This window comes from Sphingomonas sp. LR60 (assembly GCF_036855935.1).
In the GTDB taxonomy this organism is placed as follows: Bacteria; Pseudomonadota; Alphaproteobacteria; order Sphingomonadales; family Sphingomonadaceae; genus Sphingomonas.
Window position 1 is genome coordinate 3,714,766 of the sequence record NZ_JASPFK010000001.1, and the last position, 19,249, is coordinate 3,734,014.

Below are 19,249 nucleotides of genomic sequence, written 5' to 3' on the forward strand. Positions count from 1 at the left end.
CTTCCGCAACGCATGGCAATAGGATAGCGCAAGCGTCATGCCCGCCACCCACAAATGCGACCTCGCGATCATCGGCGGCGGCCTGTCCGGCGCGCTGATCGCGCTGGCGGTGCAGGCGCGACACCCTTCGATGGACGTGCGGCTGGTCGAAGCCGGCGATGCGATCGGCGGGAATCATTTCTGGTCGTTCTTCGGCGCGGATCTGCACGGGGCCGAGCAGGCATTGGTCGCCCCGGTGATCGCGCATGGCTGGCCTGATTACGACGTGCGCTTTCCCGGCCATGCCCGCACGCTGGCGCAGCCTTATTATACCGTCCGCTCCGCTGCGCTCGACGCGCATGTTCGCCGCGTCCTGCCGCGGCGTGCGATCATGACGGGGCGTTCGGTGCTGGCGTGCAGCGCGACCGCGGTGGTGCTGGCGGATGGCGACCGGTTGAGTGCGACCGGGGTCATCGATGCACGCGGCGTCGGCGACGTGTCGCTGCTGAGCGGCGGGTGGCAGAAGTTCGTCGGGCATGAGCTGCGCGTCGCGGGTGGCCATGGTGTGACGCGCCCGGTGGTGATGGACGCGACGGTGCCGCAACTCGACGGCTATCGGTTCGTCTATCTGCTGCCATTCACCGCCGACACGTTGCTGGTCGAGGATACCTATTACAGCGACTCGCCGATGCTGGACGAGGCGACGATTGCGGCGCGGGTCGGCGATTATGCGCGCGAGCGGGGCTGGCAGGGCGAGGTGATCCACCGTGAGCGCGGCGTGTTGCCGGTGGTGAGCGGCGGCGACTTCGACGCCTATTGGTGTTCGAGCGGCGCGAAGGTCGCCAAGGCCGGGGTGCGTGCCGGGCTGTTCCATCCGACCACCGGCTATTCGCTGCCCGACGCCGCTCGTATCGCGGTGTTGATCGCCAACCAGCGCGATCTTTCGGGTAATGCGCTCCACGACCTGACTTTTCGCTACGCCGCGCGTTCGTGGCAGCAACGAGGTTTCTACCGGATGCTCGACCTGATGCTGTTCAAGGCCGCCGACCCCGACCAGCGCTATCGTGTGCTGGAGCGTTTCTATCGCTTGTCCCCCGATCTGGTCGCGCGCTTCTATGCCGCGCGGTCGACCGGGCTCGACAAATTGCGCGTGCTGAGCGGCAAGCCGCCGGTGCCGATCGGCCGCGCGATCGCCGCGCTGGGAGGTCGCGCATGACCCGCCGTGCAGTGGTGGTGGGTGCAGGATTCGGTGGGCTGGCGCTCGCGATCCGGCTGCAATCGGCAGGCGTGGCGACGACGATCGTCGAGTCGCGCGACAAGCCCGGCGGCCGTGCCTATTATTGGGAGCAGGAGGGGTTCACCTTCGACGCCGGGCCAACCGTCATTACCGATCCGGCGTGTCTGGAGGAATTGTGGGCGCTGTCGGGGCAGAAGCTGGCCGACGACGTCACGCTCGATCCGGTGCAGCCCTTCTATCGGCTTAACTGGCCCGACGGGACCAACTTCGACTACACCAACGACGATGTCGTGCTGCGCGCCGAGATCGCCAAGCTGAACCCTGCCGATGTCGCGGGATATGGCCAGTTCCTCGAATATGCCGCAGGCGTGTACCACGAGGGTTATGAGAAGCTGGGCACCGTCGCCTTCCTCGACTTCGCGTCGATGGTGAAGGCGGCGCCGGCGCTGGCCAAATATCAGGCGTGGCGCTCGGTCTATTCGATCGTGTCGAAATACGTGCAGGACGAGCGACTGCGGCAGGCGCTGTCGTTCCACACCTTGCTGGTCGGCGGCAATCCAATGACCACCAGCGCGATCTATGCGCTGATCCATAAGTTAGAGCGTGACGGCGGGGTGTGGTTCGCACGCGGCGGCACCAACCGGCTGGTCGCGGGGATGGTCGCGCTGTTCGAGCGACTGGGCGGGACGCTGCGGCTGTCCGATCCGGTGACGCGTATCGAAACGCTCGGCGACCGCGTCACCGCGGTGGAGACCGCCAGCGGCTGGCGCGAGCAGGTCGACATGGTCGCGGCCAATGCCGACATCATGCACGTCTATCGCGACCTGCTGCCCGAATCGGGCGCGGCGCGACGGACCGCGGCGCGGCTGGAGCGCAAGCGTTACTCGCCGTCGCTGTTCGTGGTGCACTTCGGGTTGAAGGGGACGTGGCCGGGCATCCCGCACCACATGATCCTGTTCGGGCCGCGCTATAAGGGGTTGCTCGACGACATCTACGAGCATGGGATGCTGAGCGAGGATTTCTCGCTGTACCTGCACCATCCGACCGTCACCGATCCATCGATGGCGCCCGAAGGCAATTCGACCTTCTACGCGCTGGCGCCGGTGCCGCATCTCGGCAAGTTCACCGGCGATTGGGAGACGGTGCGGCCGATCCTGGAGAAGCGCATCCTCGACGAGGTCGGGCGGCGGCTGATCCCCGACATCCACGACCGGATCGTGACGAAGTTCAGCTATGCGCCGACCGACTTCGCGCACGATTTGAACGCGCACATGGGCAGCGCGTTTTCGCTGGAGCCGATCCTGACGCAGAGCGCCTACTTCCGGGTGCATAATCGCGACGATGCGATCCCGAATTTGTATTTCGTGGGGGCGGGGACGCATCCGGGCGCGGGGATTCCGGGGTGGTCGGGAGTGCCAAGGCGACGGCGGCGTTGATGCTTGGGGGATGAGCTAGGGCCGCGTTGACATTGGACAGGTGGCTGCTCACTTTCGTGGCATGAATGCCGTTAGCTATTCCGAAGCCCGCGCAAACCTGAATGCGATGATCGACAAGGTCGTCGCCGATCGTGCGCCGCTGGCGATTACGCGGCAGCGTGGTGAGGGTGCGGTGCTGGTGTCGGCGAGTGAATGGGCGTCGATCGAAGAGACGCTGTACCTGCTGCGGTCGCCGGCCAACGCCAAGCGGCTGCTGGAGAGCATTGCCGAGCTGGAGGCCGGTGGCGGCGAGGAGCATGAGCTGGTTCGCCCGTGAACGTGCAGTTCTCGTCCCGCTCGTGGGCCGAATATGTCGATCTGCACGCTCACGACGCCAAGCTGCTCGCCAAGGTCAGTGCATTGATCGAGGAATGTCGGCGACACCCGTTTAAGGGGACGGGCAAGCCGGAACCACTCGGAGGCAACCTGTCGGGCTGGTGGTCGCGCCGGATCAGCCATGAGCATCGGCTGGCGTACCGGGTTGCGGGTAGTGGCGCCGAGCAGGTGTTGCAGGTGGCGCAGTGCCGGTATCATTACTGAAGCCGGCGCTCTGACCGCTGGCTTTTGTTGAATGCCTGATCTCGGGCACTTGGATAGAAGAAAACTTACTCCGCCGCGGGCAGGTAAACCTCGCCACCCTTCTCCTTGAACCGTTCGCTCATCGCCGCCATCCCCGCTTCGGCGTCTTCCGCAGCGACGAACGTCTCGACCGGGGCGTTCTGCTTTGCGGCGAAGTCGCGCACTTCCTGCGTGATCTTCATCGAGCAGAACTTTGGCCCGCACATCGAACAGAAATGCGCGGTCTTCGCGCCCTCGGCGGGCAGCGTCTGGTCGTGGTAGGATTCCGCCGTGTCGGGGTCGAGCGACAGGTTGAACTGGTCGCGCCAGCGGAACTCGAAGCGGGCGCGGCTCAGCGCGTCGTCGCGCAGCTTGGCGGCGGGGTGGCCCTTCGCCAGATCGGCGGCGTGGGCAGCCAGCTTGTAGGTGACCACGCCGACCTTCACGTCGTCGCGGTCGGGCAGGCCCAGATGCTCCTTGGGCGTGACGTAGCAGAGCATCGCGGTGCCGTACCAACCGATCATCGCCGCGCCGATGCCGCTGGTGATATGGTCGTAGCCCGGCGCGATATCGGTGGTGAGCGGCCCGAGCGTGTAGAAGGGCGCCTCGCCGCACGCCTCGAGCTGCTTTTCCATATTCTGCTTGATCTTGTGCATCGGCACATGGCCGGGGCCCTCGATCATCACCTGCACGTCCTGTTCCCAGGCGCGCTTGGTCAGCTCGCCCAAAGTGTAGAGCTCGGCGAACTGCGCCTCGTCATTAGCGTCGGCGATGCTGCCGGGGCGCAGGCCGTCGCCGAGCGAATAGGCGATGTCGTACGCCTTCATGATCTCGGTGATTTCGTCGAACCGTTCGTAGAGGAACGATTCCTTGTGATGGCTGAGGCACCATTTCGCCATGATCGAGCCGCCGCGGCTGACGATGCCGGTCACGCGCTTGGCGGTCAGCGGCACGTAGGGCAGCCGGACCCCGGCGTGGATCGTGAAGTAATCGACGCCCTGTTCGGCCTGTTCGATCAGCGTGTCGCGGAAGATCTCCCACGTCAGTTCCTCGGCGATGCCGCCGACCTTCTCCAGCGCCTGATAGATCGGCACCGTGCCGATCGGCACCGGCGAGTTGCGGATGATCCATTCGCGGGTGTCATGGATGTTGCGGCCCGTGGATAGGTCCATGACCGTGTCCGCGCCCCAGCGGATCGACCAGACCAGCTTGTCGACCTCCGCCGCGACGTTGCTGGCGACCGCGCTGTTGCCGATGTTGGCGTTGATCTTGACCAGGAAGTTGCGGCCGATCGCCATCGGCTCGGATTCGGGATGGTTGATGTTGTTGGGGATGATCGCGCGGCCGCGGGCGACCTCGTCGCGGACGAACTCGGGCGTCACGTAATCGGGGATGCTCGCGCCGAAATCCTCGCCGTCGCGGACGTATTCGCGCAACATCTCGCGGCCGAGATTCTCGCGGGTCGCGACATATTCCATCTCGGGCGTGATGATCCCGCGGCGGGCGTAATGCATCTGGCTGACGTTCGCGCCGGCCTTGGCGCGCAGCGGGCGGCGGTTGACGTTCGGGAAGGGCTGAACGCCGCCCGAGCGGTCCGGGCCGAGCTGGCCATTGTCCTCGGGACGCAGCTCGCGCGCGTCATAGGCCTCGACATCGCCGCGCGCCATGATCCACCCGCGCCGGAGCGGGGCGAGCCCGGCCATGATGTCGATCCGCGCGGTGGGGTCGGTGTACGGGCCGGAAGTGTCGTAGACGTTGAGCGGCGGCTCGCCCGACGAGGGATCGAGGTCGATCGCGCGCATCGCGACGTTCAGCGGGCCGACGTGCACCTTGCGGCTGCCACGGATCGGGCCGGTGGTGACACCGATTTCGGTACGGGCGGGAACGTCGGCCATAACTCTTCTCTCCAACTCGATGGGAGGAAGACGGTGGCCGGAGGACGCCGCATCCACTCCCTACGCCGGTGTCAGCCGGATCAGGTTCAGCGGGTCGAGGACTGCGGTCCTCCTCTCAACCGCAGCATCGGCGGTCCCCCGGGGAGCGATCGGTATAAGCGCGTCGGCGGCGCGACACCAACGAAAAAGACCGCACCCCGCCGGATGCGGAGTGCGGCCCTGTCCGCGATGCGCGTGGCTTCAGGCGAAATTGCCGCTGCTGCGCAAGGCGTCGATCGAGTTGTTGGTGCCCGCCGGGAAGAAGCCGCCCGCCGTCGCCGCCGCCTTGGTCAGATAGACGATGTTATGAACCTGGAACGTGGTGCGGCTGTAGGCGATCGCGTTGCTGTCAGCGGGGACGATATTGGCGACCTGCGCACCGTTGACGGTCTTGGTGATCCCCTCGTCAAGCTCGTTCAGATTGGGGAGCAGGGTGGTGCCGACGCCGTCGAGGCTGTCGCGATAATCGGAGATCGCATTCGCCTTGGTGATCGCGTCCGATGCGCCGGACACCAATGTGCCCATCCGATAGAGTTCGGCGCGGATCAGCCCGGCGTGATACGCCTCGGCGGCGAGGATACCGGCCGCGGCCTCCAGGTAGATCGCGCTGCTGATCAGCGGTGAAGCGCCCTTGTAGGCGGTGACGCCGACATCCTCGAACAGATAGGCGGCGAGCAGGAAGCTCTTGTCGTCGGCATAGGGATCGAACGTGTCATTGGCACCGATGATGCCGGCGTTCCGCGCCGCAAGCGTGAAGGCACCGCTCGTTCCGCCGTCGATGTTGATCGCCGGCTGGTTGATCACCTGCGCGGCGTTGACCGAGGTGATGACGGCGCGCAGCGCGTTGACGTGCGCCAGTTCGTCGGCTGCGATCTCGCGCGCATAGCTGGCGATGATCGGGTCGGAGAAGCCGACCTTGCGCCCGCCGGTCACGCCGCCGCGCTGGCCGACCGTGCCGGTCAGGCTCGCTTCCGGCAGCGAACGGCCGAAGGCGGCGAAGGAATAGAATTGCGCCTCCAGATATTCGAGGTTGAGCGCGAGCTGCAGGATCGCGACATCGGTCGTCACGCTGCCGGTCGCGGTGGGTGATGGCGTCGGGGTCGGGCTCGGGCTGGTGCTGTTGTTGTTGTCGCTGCCGCACGCGGACAGCAGCGCGAGGCCGCCGGCCGCGGCAGTGCCGGCGCCGGCCAGCTTGAGGAAGCGGCGGCGCTCGGCCCGGCGGACCTCTGCAAGCTCGAGCGCGGCGAAAACGGAATCCTTGATCATGGCGTCATTCCCTTATGCGGGGCGTATGGGGCAAAGGCGGGTGAGGCGGTGAACACCGTCTCGCGTCAGGCCGATGCCGCGCTCGTCTTGATGTTGCCGTTGACCCCGGCCGGGAAGAAGCCGCCGCTCGCCACCGCCGCCTGGTTGAGATAGACGATGTTGAGCACCTGCAACGGCGTGCGGCTGAATGCGATGCCGTTGCTGTTGAGCGGCGCGATGTTCGAGACATCGCCGTCGCTGGTGGTGGTGATCGCCAGGCCGCTGTCGTCGACCGGGCCGATGCCGCGCACCAGATCCTCGGTCGGATTGCCGTCCAGCGTGTCGCGTGCCTTGGAAATGGCGGTGGTCGCCTCGATCAGCTGGAGCGAGGGCGTCTGCAACCCCTTGCGATACAGGACCGAGCGGATGATCGCGGCGTGATACGCCTCGACCGCGAGGATACCGGCTGCGGCCTCCAGATAGATCTTGCTGTTGATCAGCGCGGGCGCCGCGCCCTTGTAGGCGGTGACGCCGACGTCCTCGAACAGATAGGCGCCGAGCAGGAAATTCTCGTCCGAGGCATAAGGGTCGAACGCGACACCGTTGCCGACCAGCCCGGCGGCGCGCGCCGCCGTGCTGAACGCGCCGGTCGCGCTGGTGCCGAGATCGATCGCGGGCTGCGCGACGAGCGACGACGTGGTGAATTGCGCGCGCAGGAAGCGGACGTGCGCCAGCTCGTCCTGATAGATTTCCTGCGCATATTGCTGAACGATCGGGTCCTTGAACGTCACCGCGCGCCCGCCGGTGGCGGCACCGGCAGTGCCGATCGCCCCGCTGATATCCGCGGCGGCCAGCCCGCTGCCGGTGACGGCGAAGGCGTAGTAGTTCGCCTCGAGATATTCGAGGTTCAGCGCGAAGTTGAGGACGTCGACTTCGGTGAAGGTCGGCGTCGGGGTAGGTGACGGCGACGGGGTGGGAGTCACGGTCTGCGCCTGCGCGGCACCCGACAGCGTCGCGGCAGCAGCGGCGGCACCCAGTGCGCCGGTGAAGAAGGCACGCCGCGAATCGCGGCGACGCACGCGCGCGTCGAGCGTCTCGATCAGCTGCTCGCTATCGGTCATGGCAGGCTCGTCCCTTCTATTACTCGCGCCGGTACGCGGCGTTGCCCGCGTGATAGGCCAGCATCGCGCGAGGGCAAAGACGGGTTTCGCTTTTTTGGGGAGGGCGGCGTCGTCCCGGACTTGATTCGGGACCCCGCTTCGTCCTGGCGGTCGTGAAAGGCGCCGTCCGCGTCGGCTTTGGGGGCGGCGTTAGAGTTTGAGCCAGCTGGCTTGAACCATTCTCATCGTACCCCGGCGAAGGCCGGGGCACAGTCGGGAAGGTCAGCGAGATGAAGCGCGACGTGAACCGGCGGCGTCCCCCAACTAGGTCCCGGCCTTCGCCGGGGGGCACTTCAACTTGATGGATCGTACCATAGAATCCCGCCGCGGCGAAGCCGCGTCGTCGGTCGGGGCGGGGCCCCGCCGGCCGGTCTTGGACGAGTCCTTGCCCGACGCGAGCAAGGCCGTCCTGCGACTAGAACGTATACCCCACGCCCAGCGCCGCCAGCCACTGGCTGCGCGACCCCGCGATCGAGACCACCGGCGTGTCGCCGAAGTCGTTGAGCATCTTCTTGTAGGTGACGCCGCCGATCGCCTTCCATCCCTTCAGCAGGTTGCCGGTGAGCGAATAGGTGCCGGCCAGACCAACCGTCCAATGCTTCCACCCGCCGCGCGTGCTGTACTGAGGAAGGCCGCTGGCCACCGACTGGGCCGCGTCGACGTCGAAATAGGTGCGCGCGAAGCCACGCTCGACGCGCTCGGCCGAGGCGAACAGCCCGACGCCCGCCTTCAGGCTGAGCGGAGTAAAGTAGTTGACCGAGGGCGACCAGATGCCGCTGTCGTGCACGCCGCTGACGTCGTGGCGATAGCTGAGCGAGGCCGACAGCTTGTCATAGGGGCTGGTGAGCACGCCGGTCTTGCCGAGCCCGACATAACCGCCCAGCTCGATCGCGGTCCCGCGTTCGCCCAGCGCGCGGATGCGGCGATCGTCGATCGCATTGTTGTTGGTACGGTTGAAGTTGATGACGCCGATCGGCCCGGCCTGCACGTCCCAGCGCGGACCGCCGGGATTGGGGATCAGGTCGATCGAGGCGCGATTGCCGACCACCTGGAACGCGAAATTGTGGAACGAACCGATCGCGGCCGGGCCGGGGACGACGCGGTAATGGTCGGAGCCCTCGTAATCGGGAAGATACGCCGCCGCGACCGCAACCGTCACCGTATCGCCGACCAGTGCCGGATCGGGCGCCGGGTTGGGCTCGGCCGGGATCGACGCGCTTTGTGCGAGCGCCGGCATCGCGAAACAGGCAAGCCCGGCGGCGAGCAGCGCGCGGGCGACGGAGCGATTGACGTACACGTAAATTCCCTTTGATCTGCGCGCCCAACCATTCGCGGGGAATTTCGCTCCATGTTGCCGGTCAGAGCATGTAGCGCATTCGGATCTGTTGCTCTTCGGCATCAGTAACGAGCGAGAAGCGCGCCGCCGAGAAGCGCGGCGGGCCAAAGCGGATCGCGGGGTTGCGGGAGAAGCCGAAGCCTTCCTTGGGGATGCCGGCGAACGTATCCAGCTTCTTGTTGCCGTTTTCGTCGTGGATCACCGCCACCGCATAGTCTCCGCGCGGCAGCGCGGGGAAGCGGATGCTGGTCTGCCCGGCGGGCACCGACCGCGTCACCGCATCGCGATCGTCGACGCAATTGGGGAAATTGTCAGGATCGGCCGTCAGACACAGCCGCAGCATCCCCTTGGCCGAGCGCAGATGGTCGATGTCCACCTGCAGCGACCCCACCGGTGCCGCGCCGATCAGCGGCACCGCCAGCACCGCCAGCCCCATTGCGGCGAGCCGCTTGCGCATGGATACGCGCGAAGTCGCCGAGCCCGTCGTCGGTGCCGCAGAGCCGGTCCCAGAAGCGGAAGTATAGGCCATAATTGCATCCGTACCGTTCGTGGTGCCGTTGGTGGTGGCTGGCGGTAATCAGCCAGCGGCCCACCCGTCCCCCCACATGAACCGCGGAAAAATCTCCCAGCCCATATGGTTAGTGACACCCATAATCGTCATGACCGTCAGCACCACCCCCAGTGCGCTGACATGGATCGGAATCACGAAGACCAGTAGCGGAATGGCAACAGCACCGCTGATCGCCTCGATCGGATGGAAGGCCATCGCCGCCCATGCCGTCGGCGGGCGGCTGGCGTGATGCACCGCATGCGCCAGCTTGAAGACGCGCGGCCGATGCATCCAGCGGTGCGTCCAGTAGAACCACGTATCGTGCGCGATCAGGTACAGCAGCACCGACACCGGCAGATACCATAAGGGATAGGCATGGACGTCGGCATAGATCCGCGTCCAGCCATGGTTCTGCCAGCCCCAGGCGATGATGCCGGCGGGCACGCCATAGATGGCGGCCGAGGCGAGGCTCCACAGGATCTCGCGCCGGATCTGCGGATCGAGCCCGGCGTAGAGCCGTGGGTGCTTCAGCCGCGTGGCGAACGCGAAGCCCGCGCTCGCGGCCAGATAGCGCACGCCGACGATGACGCTCATCGCCAGCGCCGACAGCAGGATAGCGATCGTGGCGGACATAATCGGCTTCTAGCGCATCGCCGACGGGCGCGATAGGCAGGGTCATGCCTGTACGTCCCGCCGATATCGCGCTCGCCCATCGCCTCGCCGACGCCGCCGGGGCGGTGATCCGGCCCTATTTCCGACAGCCGGCCGGGCTGGAACTGAAGGAAGACCGCTCGCCGGTGACGCGCGCCGACCGCGAGGCGGAGGAGGCGATGCGGCGGCTGCTCGACGCCGAATGCCCCGGGGACGGGGTGGTCGGCGAGGAACATGGCGTGAAGGACGGCGTGACCGGGCGGCAGTGGGTGCTCGATCCGATCGACGGGACGCGCAGCTTCACCGCCGGGCGCGCGATCTTCGGGACGCTGATCGCCTTGGTCGAGGACGGCTGGCCGGTGCTGGGGATCATCGACCAGCCGGTGCAACGCGAACGCTGGACGGGCGTGACCGGGCGGCCGACGTTGCTCAACGACGTGCCGGTGCGGACTCGCGCGTGTCCGGCACTGGAAGGAGCGATCGTCGCCACCACCAGCCCGCACCTGTTCGAGGATTCCGACGTGCCGCACTTCATGGCGCTGGTGACGGCGGCGAGCGGCGGCGCGCCGCGGCAAGGGCCGGTCTACGGCGGCGATTGCTATAACTATGGGCTGCTGGCGAGCGGATTCCTCGACATCGTCTGCGAATCCGGGCTCAAGCTGTACGACTTTGCGGCACTCGCCCCGATCGTGGAGGGCGCGGGCGGGCGGATGTGCGACTGGAACGGCGATCCGCTGACCGCCGACAGCGCCGGGCATGTGCTCGCGATCGGCGATCCGGCGCGCGCCGACGAGGTGCTGGAGGCGCTGCGCAATGTCGCGGGGCACGACCACCACGACCATTGAGGATTCTGCTAGAACCTCGACAGGGTGAACCGGTCGACGTCCAGCCACCCGCCCTTGCCGGCGGGGTTGTAGCAGGACAGCGCGAACTGGACTCCCTGGAACGTGCCGGTCTGCCAGTCGAACACCAGCGGCACGGTGCCGCCGATTGGGGTGAAGCGGCGGCCGTCCTCGCTGTAGGATAAAGTCGCGAGCTTCGCCGGGAAGTCCATGTCGGTGCGAAGCCACAAACGGCTGCCCTCGAAGCGGCGTCCGGCTTCGCGGATGTCGACGTGGGGACCGTCCTTGCGGTCCTCGGTGACGCGCATCGTCAGCGTGTTCGTCCCGCCGAGCACCGAGAGTTGCGCGCTGAACTTGCCGAGCGTGCCGAATCCGCAGACGTCGCCGCGCTTCAGCGCGCGTGTGTCGACCAGCATCTCGCCACGGGCGCGTGGGGCCTGTCCCTTCTGTACGAGCGTGTTGCGCGCCCACCAGAACTGGCTGCCGGACGCGGCGTCGAGGCGAAGCCAGCCGGGGCGCTCGGTCAGCGACCACAGATGGTCGAGCGGGCTGTGGTTCCACTGCCATTGGCGGCCGAGCGTGGATGCTGCGAAGTCGTCGCTCGACGGCGGTTCGGTAACGGGTTGGCCCGCGATCGGCTTCGGGGCGACGTCGGGGACGCGGCCGGGGGCGGCGGGGGTGCCCCAGATCGGCCAATCGTCTTGCCAGAAGATCGGGCTGATGTTGGTGACGCGGCCGATCGCGCCGGAGTCGCGCATCACGAAGCCGTACCAGCCGCCATTGGGAAGATCGACGATCGCGCCCTGGTGGCCGCCGGCGGTGTCGTCGATCTGCGGTCGCGTCTCCCAGGGGCCGTCGAGGTGCCGCGCACGCGAGACGGTGAGCGCGAGTTTGCCGGGGATGGCGTTGAACAGGTAATAGAAGCCGTTGCGCTTGATGAGTTTCGAGCCCTCGGCGCCCTTGTTGTAGTAGATCACGCGTGACGACACGATCCGGGTGACATCGCGGTCGAGCGTGTGGAGGGTAATCGTGCCGTCGCTACCGATCGAGGTGGCGAGATAGACTGCGCCATCGTCGTCGAAGAACAATGCGGGGTCGAACGCGGCGCGATCTAGCGTGACATGCGTCCACGGACCCTTGGGGTCGGTGGCGCGATAGATGCGCGTATTCTGGCCGACCGGCGTCACCGCGACATAGAAGACGCCGTCGCGGTAGCGCAGGCTGGGGGCATAGATGCCGTGCCGGTACGAGCCCCCGTTCGCCAGATCGAACTTGGGTGAGCCATCGAGCCGCGGAATGAGGTGCGAAATGATGTCCCAGTTCACCAGATCGCGCGAGTGGAGAAGCGTCAGACCGGGCGCGTTCGCGAAGGTAGTGCTCGCGAAGTAAAAGTCGGGGCCCACCCGGATGATGTCGGGATCGGGGTAATCGGCGTTGAGCGGCGGGTTGGCATAGGTGCCGTCGCCACGGTCGCTGCGCCATACCTGCGCCGCCACGCCCGGCGAGATCGCGGACAGTGCAGCGGCTGCGCTGCATGTGGTGCATTGCAGCAACAGCGATAGCTTCGTCAGCATCCTAGCCTCACCTAATAGTATGATGATAAACCGTATTCGAAAGGGTTGAGGTGCTTGTGAAATGGCTTCGTACACATGAAAGCCGTTGTGACTATTAGAACACACCCCACCGGTACATTGATCTAATTTCGTCCGGCCTCGCCACTTACGACCATCCTCAGATTGACACCTTTGGACACGCTGATAGCGATATCAGCAATCATGTCGCAAACATGAACAAGACGGCGCGTCGTCGTCACGGAGGAGGGGTTGATGAAGGGAAGCCATGTCATGGGCGCGCTTGCGCGTTCGTCGTCGGTGTGGGCACTGGCAGTGGCGGCAGCCGTGCCGGGCATCGCAGTCGCGCAGACCAGCGGGCAAAGCACCACCGAGAGCCCGACCAACGCGCAGCCGGCCGACGGCACGCCGGTCGGTCAGGATCCGGCACCGGGTGCCGATGACATCGTCGTTACCGGCGTCCGCGCCAGCCTCGATCGCGCGATCGCGATCAAGCGCGACTCGCCGGGCGTCGTCGACGCGATCAGCGCCGAGGATATCGGCAAGTTCCCCGACACCAACCTCGCCGAATCGCTGCAGCGTATCACCGGCGTGTCGATCAACCGCGTGAACGGCGAAGGCTCGCAGGTCTCGGTTCGCGGCTTCTCGGGCGGGTTCAACCTCGTCACGATCAACGGCCGTCAGCTGCCCGCCACCAACATCGACACCAGCGGCGGCAATCTGTTCGCGCGCGGCGCGGGCCGTTCGTTCGACTTCCAGAACATCGCGTCGGAAGGTGTCAGCGGCCTGGAGGTCTACAAGACCGGCCGCGCCTCGGTGCCGACCGGCGGCATCGGCGCGACGATCAACATCGACACGCGCAAGCCGCTCGACTCGCGTGAAACCGGCGTAACCGGATCGATCGGTGCGAAGGCGTTGTACGACACCTCGGTCGAGAAGGCCGAAGGCAGCAAGCATCGCGTCACGCCGGAAGTCTCCGGCCTGCTCAACTACCGCAACGAAGAAGGTACGTTCGGCGCGGCGGTGTTCGGCAGCTACCAGCTCCGCTACTCGGCGTCGGCGCAGTCGAACCCGAACTATTGGAACGTCGTACCGACCGCGGACTTCTTCAATCCGGGCACGTTCATCAACTCGACGACCGTCATCGACGGCACGCGTCCGACCGCGCCGTACGTGCTGGTGCCCAACGACAGCCGCTATCAGTTCTCGGAAAACCGCCGCGAGCGCATCAACTTCCAGGGCGTGTTGCAATTCCGCCCGACCGATCGGCTGGAATTCACGGTCGACAGCCTGTTCGCGCAGAACCGCCTGCGTGAGCAGCGCAGCGAGCAGACCAACTGGTTCAACCGTCCGTTCAGCGAAGTTCGCTTCGACGACAACCCGAACATGGCGACCGCGATCTTCCTGCGCGATTACCTGCCGAACGGGCCGAAGGACGAAGGCTTCGAGCAGCAGCAGGCGGCCACCAAGGCACGGCTGGGTTCGGTGGGCCTGAACGCAAAGTGGGAGTTCGCCGAAAACCTGACGCTGACCGTCGATGGCCACCACTCGGTTTCGACGTCGTCGCCGGACAACCCCAACGGCACCACCGCGACGACCGTCGCGCTCGGCGCGCCGGTGATCCAGGGGCACTCGCTCGACTTCAGCACCGGCTTCCCGCAGCAGGCGCAGATCATCAACGATTGCTATCGTGCGAGCCCGACCGCCACGCCGACCGGCAATTGCAACGGCGTGCTCGACATCGGCGATCTGGGCTCGGCCCCGGCGCGGACGATCATCTCGCGCCAGACGCAGCGTATCGACCAGTTGCAGGCGCGGCTCGGCTGGGATCTGGGCGGCGGCAGCCGCTTCGATGCCGGTGGTTCGTACACCGACTCGAAGATGCACTCGACGCAGACCCAGACGCAGCAGACGCTGGGCGATTGGGGCCTGCAGAACCCGGGTATCATCCAGCAGCTCGCACCCGAGCTGGTCAGCCAATATTGCCTGACCTGCAAGTTCGACCACTTCAACCCGGCGTCTGAAGGCTCGTCGCTGATCGCGTTCCGCGGCAACGCCATCGACCTCTACAACGTGTTGAGCCCGTATTACTCGCAGCGTGGTGCGCCGCCGGCGCCGTCGGCCCCGGCTGACGACACGGTACGCGAGAAGATCTGGGCGGTGTTCGGTCAGTTCACGTGGAATGGCGAAGTCGCGGGCAAGCCGGCGAACCTCGTCATCGGTGCGCGGTACGAGCAGACGCGGGTCCAGTCGGACGCGGTGCAGACGTACAACAACATCGTCTGGACGGCCGACAACGACTTCCGTGGCGACTCGAGCGGGGTGTTCACGGCCCGTCGTCAGCGCGGCAATTATGAAAACCTGTTGCCGGCGGTCGACTTCAGCATCGAACCGATCACCAACGTGAAGGCGCGCGTGTCGTTCAGCCGCACGCTCGCCCGCCCGGATTACGGCAATCTGTTCGCGACGGAATCGGCGGGTGCGCCGGGTCGTCCGACCGCGCTGGGCGGGATCCCGACCGGCAGCAAGGGCAATGCGAACCTGCTGCCGCTGCTGTCGGATAACTTCGACGTGTCGTTGGAATGGTATTACAAGCCGTCCAGCTTCGTTTCGATCGGCTTCTTCGACAAGCGCGTCGCGAACTTCCTCGGCACTGGCGTCATCAACCAGAACCTCTTCGGATTGCGCGATCCCAGCTCGGGAGCGGCGGGTTCGCGGTCGGGCACCGCGGCGGCGTATCTGCGGAGCGCCGGGCGTGACCTCAGCGACGTCAATTTGTTCAGCTACACCGCGCTGCTGGTCCAGAACAACGGCAACCAGGCTGCGGCCACCTCGCAGTTCGAGGCAAATTACGTCACCAATCCGAATGGCGGCGGCGCGCTGAACCAGGCGTTCGTCAACTCCCTGCTGGCCGCGGTGGACATTCCCGCCGATGCCAACGATCCGCTGTTCAACTTCTCGGTGTCGCAGCCGATCAACAACCGCGAAGGCAAGATCAACGGCTTCGAGCTGGCGTGGACGAACTTCTTCGGCAACACCGGCTTCGGTTTCGCGGGATCGTTCACGAAGGTGAATGGCGATGTGAACGTCGATCCGTACGCCGATCCGACCGTGAACATCTTCGCGCTGACCGGGCTTGGTAACAGCGCGAACGCCACCGCGATCTACGACAAGAACGGCATCTCGGCGCGTGTCGCGTACAACTGGCGCGACAAGTACCTTGCTGCGACCAACCAGGGCGGCAACCGCAACCCGTTGTTCGTGGCACCGTTCGGGACGCTGGACGTCAACATCAGCTATGACGTCAACGACAAGATCGCGGTCACGCTGGAAGGGATCAACCTGACCAGCGAGAGCGTGAAGACCTACGGCCGTACCAAGCGCAATCTGGTGCTTGCCCAGGAGCTGAAGCCGCGCTTCCTACTCGGCGCGCGCTACCGCTTCTGATCGGTCGCGACGATCACTGAAGTGGAGGGCCATCGCTTGCGGTGGCCCTTTGCGTTTGGGACAAGGGTGGCATGACCTTCACGACTCTCGACAATGTCGACGATGCCGAGCTGCGCGTCGCGGTGCGTGCCGGGGCGATGTTCGGCGACCATGCCAACCTGCTGCCGATCTTCCCGATCGAGTTCGAGGAAGCGCAGCGCGAATTGCCGATCGTCTTCCGGCGCGGCGAGGGCGGTGGCATCCGCGCCTATGTCCTGCTGGGGCTCGATCGCGGCGAGAATCTGTTCCTTGACGGGGATCGGTGGGCCACCCGCTTCGTCCCGGCGATCCAGCGGCGTGGGCCGTTCGCGCTGGCGCGCGGCGAGGGTGATGAGGCAGTGATGCAGATCGACCGCGACGATCCTCGCGTCGGCGCGACGGACGGCGTGGCGCTGTTCCGCGACCATGGCGGCGACGCACCGTATCTGGAGCATGTCCGCGCGACGCTGCACCTGTTGGCTGAAGGGGCGCAAAGCGAACGCGCGATTCATGCCGACCTGGAGGCGGCGGGATTGCTGCGCGGCGTGACGCTGCGGATCGATCTGGGCGATGCCGGCGGTTACGAGCTGACCGACCTGCTGACGATCGATCAGGCGGCGCTGGCCGGGCTGTCGGGCGCGACGCTGGAGCGGTTGCACGCCAACGGATTGCTGCGCGCGGCAACGATGGCGGCGGCGTCGCTCGGCAACATGGAACGGTTGATCGAGCTGAAGACGCTCAAGGAGGCGGTGTGACCGCGGCGATCACCGACCGGCGCGTTCGGGAGATCGCGGCCGACGATCCCGCGGCGCGCGATCTGGCGGCATTGGTCGCGGCGGGTGCGCCCGTGGTGGTGCGCGGCTTGGCGGCCGATTGGCCATTGGTCGCGGCGGGACGCGAGGGGCCGGTGGTGGCGGTCGACTATCTGCGGCGCTTCTACAACGGCCAGCCGGGCGTCGGATACACCGCCGATGCCGCGCAGGGCGGGCGCTATTTCTACGACGAGACGCTGACGCGGCTCGACTTCGCGGCCGAGCGCGTGGCGCTCGACGATTATATGGCGCGGATGCTGGCGGTGCTGGACGAGGATGCTGCGCCAAGCTTCTATATCGGCTCGACCGATCTTGAGCGCTTCTTCCCTGGGTTGGCTGTGGAGAACGCGCTTTCGCGTGCCGATTTCGCACGCGTGCTGCGCAGCATCTGGATCGGGACGCGCACCATCGCGCAGGCGCATTACGACATGTCGAACAACATCGCGGTATGCGCCGTCGGGCGGCGGCGCTTCACGCTGTTCCCGCCGGAGCAGGTCGCGAACCTCTATCCGGGGCCGCTCGAGCCGACGCCGGGCGGACAAGTGGTGTCACTGGTCGATTTTCGAGCACCCGACCTCGATCGTTTTCCCGGCTTCGCCACAGCGCGCGACGCGGCGCAGGTCGCCGAGCTGGAGCCGGGCGATGCGGTCGTCTACCCGGCGCTGTGGTGGCACCATGTCGAGGCGCTGGCGCCGTTCAACGTGCTGGTGAATTATTGGTGGAATGACGCGGCGGCCTTCATGGACACGCCGATGAACACGCTGCTCCACGCGCTGCTCAGCCTGCGCGATCGCCCGGCGACGGAGAAGCAGGCGTGGCGCGCGCTGTTCGACTATTACGTGTTCGGCGAGGCGACGCGCGCGGCCGCGCATCTGCCCGATGCGGCACAGGGCGCGCTCGCGCCGCTGGACGATGCGCGCGCGCGGCGGTTGCGCGGCGACTTGCTGAGGAAGCTGAATCGATGACGGGCGTGCGGCGGGTAGTGATCGCGGGCGGCGGCACCGCCGGGTGGCTGGCGGCGGCGATGCTGACCAAGCAGCTCGGCGCGATGGTCGCGGTGACGCTGGTCGAATCGGAAGAGATCGGGACGGTCGGCGTCGGCGAGTCGACGATCCCGACGGTGCGTGCCTTTCACCAGTTGATCGGGGTCGACGAGCGCGACTTCGTCCGCGCGACCGGCGCGAGCTTCAAGCTGGGGATTTCGTTCGAGGGCTGGTCGCGGCCGGACGAGCGCTATCTCCATTCGTTCGGGTCGATCGGGCAATCGACATGGATGGCCGACTTCCACCATTTCTGGCTGGAGGCGCGCGCGCAGGGGAGCGCTGAGGAGATCGGCCGCTATTGCGTCGAGCATGAGGCGGCACGCGCGGAGCGGTTTGCGGGCGGCGCGGAGGCGGGGCTCAACTACGCCTATCATTTCGACGCCGCGCGTTACGCCCGCTATCTGCGCGAGCGCTGCGAGGCGGACGGGCTGACCCGCGTCGAGGGCAAGATCGCGCGGGTCGAGCGTGACGGCGAAAGCGGCGACATCGCCGCGCTGGTCATGGAGGACGGCACGCGCGTGGCGGGCGACCTATTCCTCGACTGCACCGGCTTTCGCGCGCTGCTGCTCGGCGAGACGTTGGGGGTCGATTACGAGCATTGGGCCGCGTGGCTGCCCACCAACCGCGCGATCGCGGTGCAGACCGAGGCGACCGGCCCGGCAGTCCCCTACACGCGCGCCATCGCGCATGATGCGGGATGGCAATGGCGCATCCCGCTGCAGCACCGGTTGGGCAACGGCATCGTCTATGCCAGCGACTATCTGAGCGACGACGAGGCGCAGGCGCGCTTGCTGGGGAGCGTGACCGGCAAGACGCTGATCGACCCGCGCGTGATCCGCTTTCGCACCGGGCGGCGGGTGAAGGCGTGGGAGCGCAATTGCGTGGGACTGAGCCTGGCAGGCGGGTTCGTCGAGCCGCTTGAATCGACGAGCATCCACCTCATCATGATCGCGCTGACGCGATTGTTGCAACTCTTTCCGTTCGACGGCGTGAGCGAAGCGGCGGCGGGGCGCTTCAACGATATGGCGCGGCGCGAGATCGAGGGCGTGCGCGACTTCATCATCCTGCATTATACGCTCAACCAGCGCGACGAGCCGTTCTGGCAGCGGATGCGCGACATGCCGCTGCCCGACTCGCTCGCGACGCGGATCGCATTGTTCCGCGAGGGCGCGCAGGCGTTTCAGGCGAGCGACGAGCTGTTCACGATCACGTCGTGGGTGCAGGTGATGCTGGGGCAGAAGCTGACGCCGCAAGCGCATAACCGCGTGGCGCGGATGATGCCCGAGGGGCGGTTGCAACAGACCCTGGGGCAGTTGGCTGCGAATGTCGCGGGCGCGGTGCGCGGGTTGCCGGCGCATCAGGCGTATCTGGATCGGGTGTGAGGCAAACCG

At 66.4% G+C, this 19,249-nt stretch carries 14 protein-coding genes, 2 pseudogenes and 1 riboswitch; of the genes and pseudogenes, 9 read left to right on the forward strand and 7 right to left on the reverse strand.

What is annotated here, in order from left to right; translation table 11 throughout:
* Positions 1-37: 37 nt before the first annotated feature.
* From crtY to QP166_RS17825, 4 genes and pseudogenes are all read left to right on the forward strand, one after another.
* The gene (crtY, locus tag QP166_RS17810) at positions 38-1,195 is read left to right on the forward strand and encodes a lycopene beta-cyclase CrtY (protein ID WP_333917116.1); all 1,158 of its coding nucleotides are present in this window, start codon (positions 38-40) and stop codon (positions 1,193-1,195) included.
* Positions 1,192-2,666: pseudogene (locus QP166_RS17815) on the forward strand (phytoene desaturase). The gene crtY and the pseudogene QP166_RS17815 overlap by 4 nt, the downstream one beginning before the upstream one ends.
* A 47-nt stretch (positions 2,667-2,713) precedes the next feature.
* Entirely contained in the window at positions 2,714-2,968 is a 255-nt protein-coding gene (locus QP166_RS17820) for a type II toxin-antitoxin system Phd/YefM family antitoxin (protein ID WP_333917117.1), read from the forward strand.
* Positions 2,965-3,231: a Txe/YoeB family addiction module toxin gene (locus tag QP166_RS17825; protein ID WP_333917118.1), complete on the forward strand. Its 267-nt coding sequence runs from the start codon at positions 2,965-2,967 to the stop codon at positions 3,229-3,231. Before QP166_RS17820 ends, QP166_RS17825 begins: the two co-directional genes overlap by 4 nt.
* Positions 3,232-3,296: 65 nt before the next feature.
* Here the strand turns inward: QP166_RS17825 and thiC are convergent, their stop codons facing one another.
* From thiC to QP166_RS17855, 6 genes and pseudogenes are all read right to left on the reverse strand, one after another.
* Complete coding sequence (gene thiC / locus QP166_RS17830; RefSeq protein WP_333917119.1) at positions 3,297-5,144, reverse strand: phosphomethylpyrimidine synthase ThiC; 1,848 nt, start codon at positions 5,142-5,144, stop codon at positions 3,297-3,299.
* A gap of 40 nt (positions 5,145-5,184) precedes the next feature.
* Positions 5,185-5,295: riboswitch (TPP riboswitch) on the reverse strand.
* An 89-nt stretch (positions 5,296-5,384) separates the two neighbouring features.
* Positions 5,385-6,449, reverse strand: coding sequence for a ferritin-like domain-containing protein (locus tag QP166_RS17835; protein ID WP_333917120.1), 1,065 nt, complete (start codon positions 6,447-6,449; stop codon positions 5,385-5,387).
* 65 nt (positions 6,450-6,514) lie between these two features.
* A complete protein-coding gene (locus QP166_RS17840) occupies positions 6,515-7,549 on the reverse strand; it encodes a ferritin-like domain-containing protein (RefSeq protein WP_333917121.1) in 1,035 nt (344 codons plus the stop codon).
* Positions 7,550-8,003: 454 nt separating this feature from the next.
* Positions 8,004-8,885 (reverse strand): MipA/OmpV family protein, encoded by an 882-nt coding sequence (locus tag QP166_RS17845; RefSeq protein WP_333917122.1) that lies wholly within the window; start codon positions 8,883-8,885, stop codon positions 8,004-8,006.
* 61 nt (positions 8,886-8,946) lie between these two features.
* The gene (locus QP166_RS17850) at positions 8,947-9,267 is read right to left on the reverse strand and encodes a DUF2141 domain-containing protein (RefSeq protein WP_443027229.1); all 321 of its coding nucleotides are present in this window, start codon (positions 9,265-9,267) and stop codon (positions 8,947-8,949) included.
* Positions 9,236-10,107: pseudogene (locus tag QP166_RS17855) on the reverse strand (sterol desaturase family protein). Before QP166_RS17855 ends, QP166_RS17850 begins: the two are co-directional and overlap by 32 nt.
* Before the next feature lie 44 nt (positions 10,108-10,151).
* Here QP166_RS17855 and QP166_RS17860 point away from each other — a divergent pair.
* Positions 10,152-10,970 (forward strand): inositol monophosphatase family protein, encoded by an 819-nt coding sequence (locus tag QP166_RS17860; protein ID WP_333917124.1) that lies wholly within the window; start codon positions 10,152-10,154, stop codon positions 10,968-10,970.
* A gap of 8 nt (positions 10,971-10,978) precedes the next feature.
* On the opposite strand, the gene QP166_RS17865 is transcribed toward QP166_RS17860, so the two are convergent.
* Complete coding sequence (locus QP166_RS17865) at positions 10,979-12,541, reverse strand: glycoside hydrolase family 43 protein (RefSeq protein WP_333917125.1); 1,563 nt, start codon at positions 12,539-12,541, stop codon at positions 10,979-10,981.
* 252 nt (positions 12,542-12,793) lie between these two features.
* Here QP166_RS17865 and QP166_RS17870 point away from each other — a divergent pair, with 252 nt between their 5' ends.
* The 4 genes from QP166_RS17870 to QP166_RS17885 all read left to right on the forward strand — a co-directional run bounded on the left by QP166_RS17870 (position 12,794) and on the right by QP166_RS17885 (position 19,240).
* The gene (locus tag QP166_RS17870) at positions 12,794-15,985 is read left to right on the forward strand and encodes a TonB-dependent receptor (RefSeq protein ID WP_333917126.1); all 3,192 of its coding nucleotides are present in this window, start codon (positions 12,794-12,796) and stop codon (positions 15,983-15,985) included.
* A 71-nt stretch (positions 15,986-16,056) separates the two neighbouring features.
* Positions 16,057-16,758 carry a SapC family protein gene (locus QP166_RS17875; protein WP_333917127.1) on the forward strand — a complete coding sequence of 234 codons (702 nt, stop codon included), beginning with the start codon at positions 16,057-16,059 and terminating at the stop codon, positions 16,756-16,758.
* Positions 16,755-17,780: a cupin-like domain-containing protein gene (locus QP166_RS17880; RefSeq protein ID WP_333917128.1), complete on the forward strand. Its 1,026-nt coding sequence runs from the start codon at positions 16,755-16,757 to the stop codon at positions 17,778-17,780. The genes QP166_RS17875 and QP166_RS17880 overlap by 4 nt, the downstream gene beginning before the upstream one ends.
* Positions 17,777-19,240 carry a tryptophan halogenase family protein gene (locus QP166_RS17885; protein ID WP_333917129.1) on the forward strand — a complete coding sequence of 488 codons (1,464 nt, stop codon included), beginning with the start codon at positions 17,777-17,779 and terminating at the stop codon, positions 19,238-19,240. Before QP166_RS17880 ends, QP166_RS17885 begins: the two co-directional genes overlap by 4 nt.
* Positions 19,241-19,249 lie beyond the last annotated feature (9 nt).

Coding starts and splice junctions, on each gene's coding strand:
- crtY (WP_333917116.1), top strand. CDS start 38: ATGCCCGCCACCCACAAATGCGACCTCGCGATCATCGGCGGCGGCCTG.
- QP166_RS17820 (WP_333917117.1), top strand. CDS start 2,714: ATGAATGCCGTTAGCTATTCCGAAGCCCGCGCAAACCTGAATGCGATG.
- thiC (WP_333917119.1), bottom strand. CDS start 5,144: ATGGCCGACGTTCCCGCCCGTACCGAAATCGGTGTCACCACCGGCCCG.
- QP166_RS17835 (WP_333917120.1), bottom strand. CDS start 6,449: ATGATCAAGGATTCCGTTTTCGCCGCGCTCGAGCTTGCAGAGGTCCGC.
- QP166_RS17840 (WP_333917121.1), bottom strand. CDS start 7,549: ATGACCGATAGCGAGCAGCTGATCGAGACGCTCGACGCGCGCGTGCGT.
- QP166_RS17850 (WP_443027229.1), bottom strand. CDS start 9,267: ATGCTGCGGCTGTGTCTGACGGCCGATCCTGACAATTTCCCCAATTGC.
- QP166_RS17860 (WP_333917124.1), top strand. CDS start 10,152: ATGCCTGTACGTCCCGCCGATATCGCGCTCGCCCATCGCCTCGCCGAC.
- QP166_RS17865 (WP_333917125.1), bottom strand. CDS start 12,541: ATGCTGACGAAGCTATCGCTGTTGCTGCAATGCACCACATGCAGCGCA.
- QP166_RS17870 (WP_333917126.1), top strand. CDS start 12,794: ATGAAGGGAAGCCATGTCATGGGCGCGCTTGCGCGTTCGTCGTCGGTG.
- QP166_RS17875 (WP_333917127.1), top strand. CDS start 16,057: ATGACCTTCACGACTCTCGACAATGTCGACGATGCCGAGCTGCGCGTC.
- QP166_RS17885 (WP_333917129.1), top strand. CDS start 17,777: ATGACGGGCGTGCGGCGGGTAGTGATCGCGGGCGGCGGCACCGCCGGG.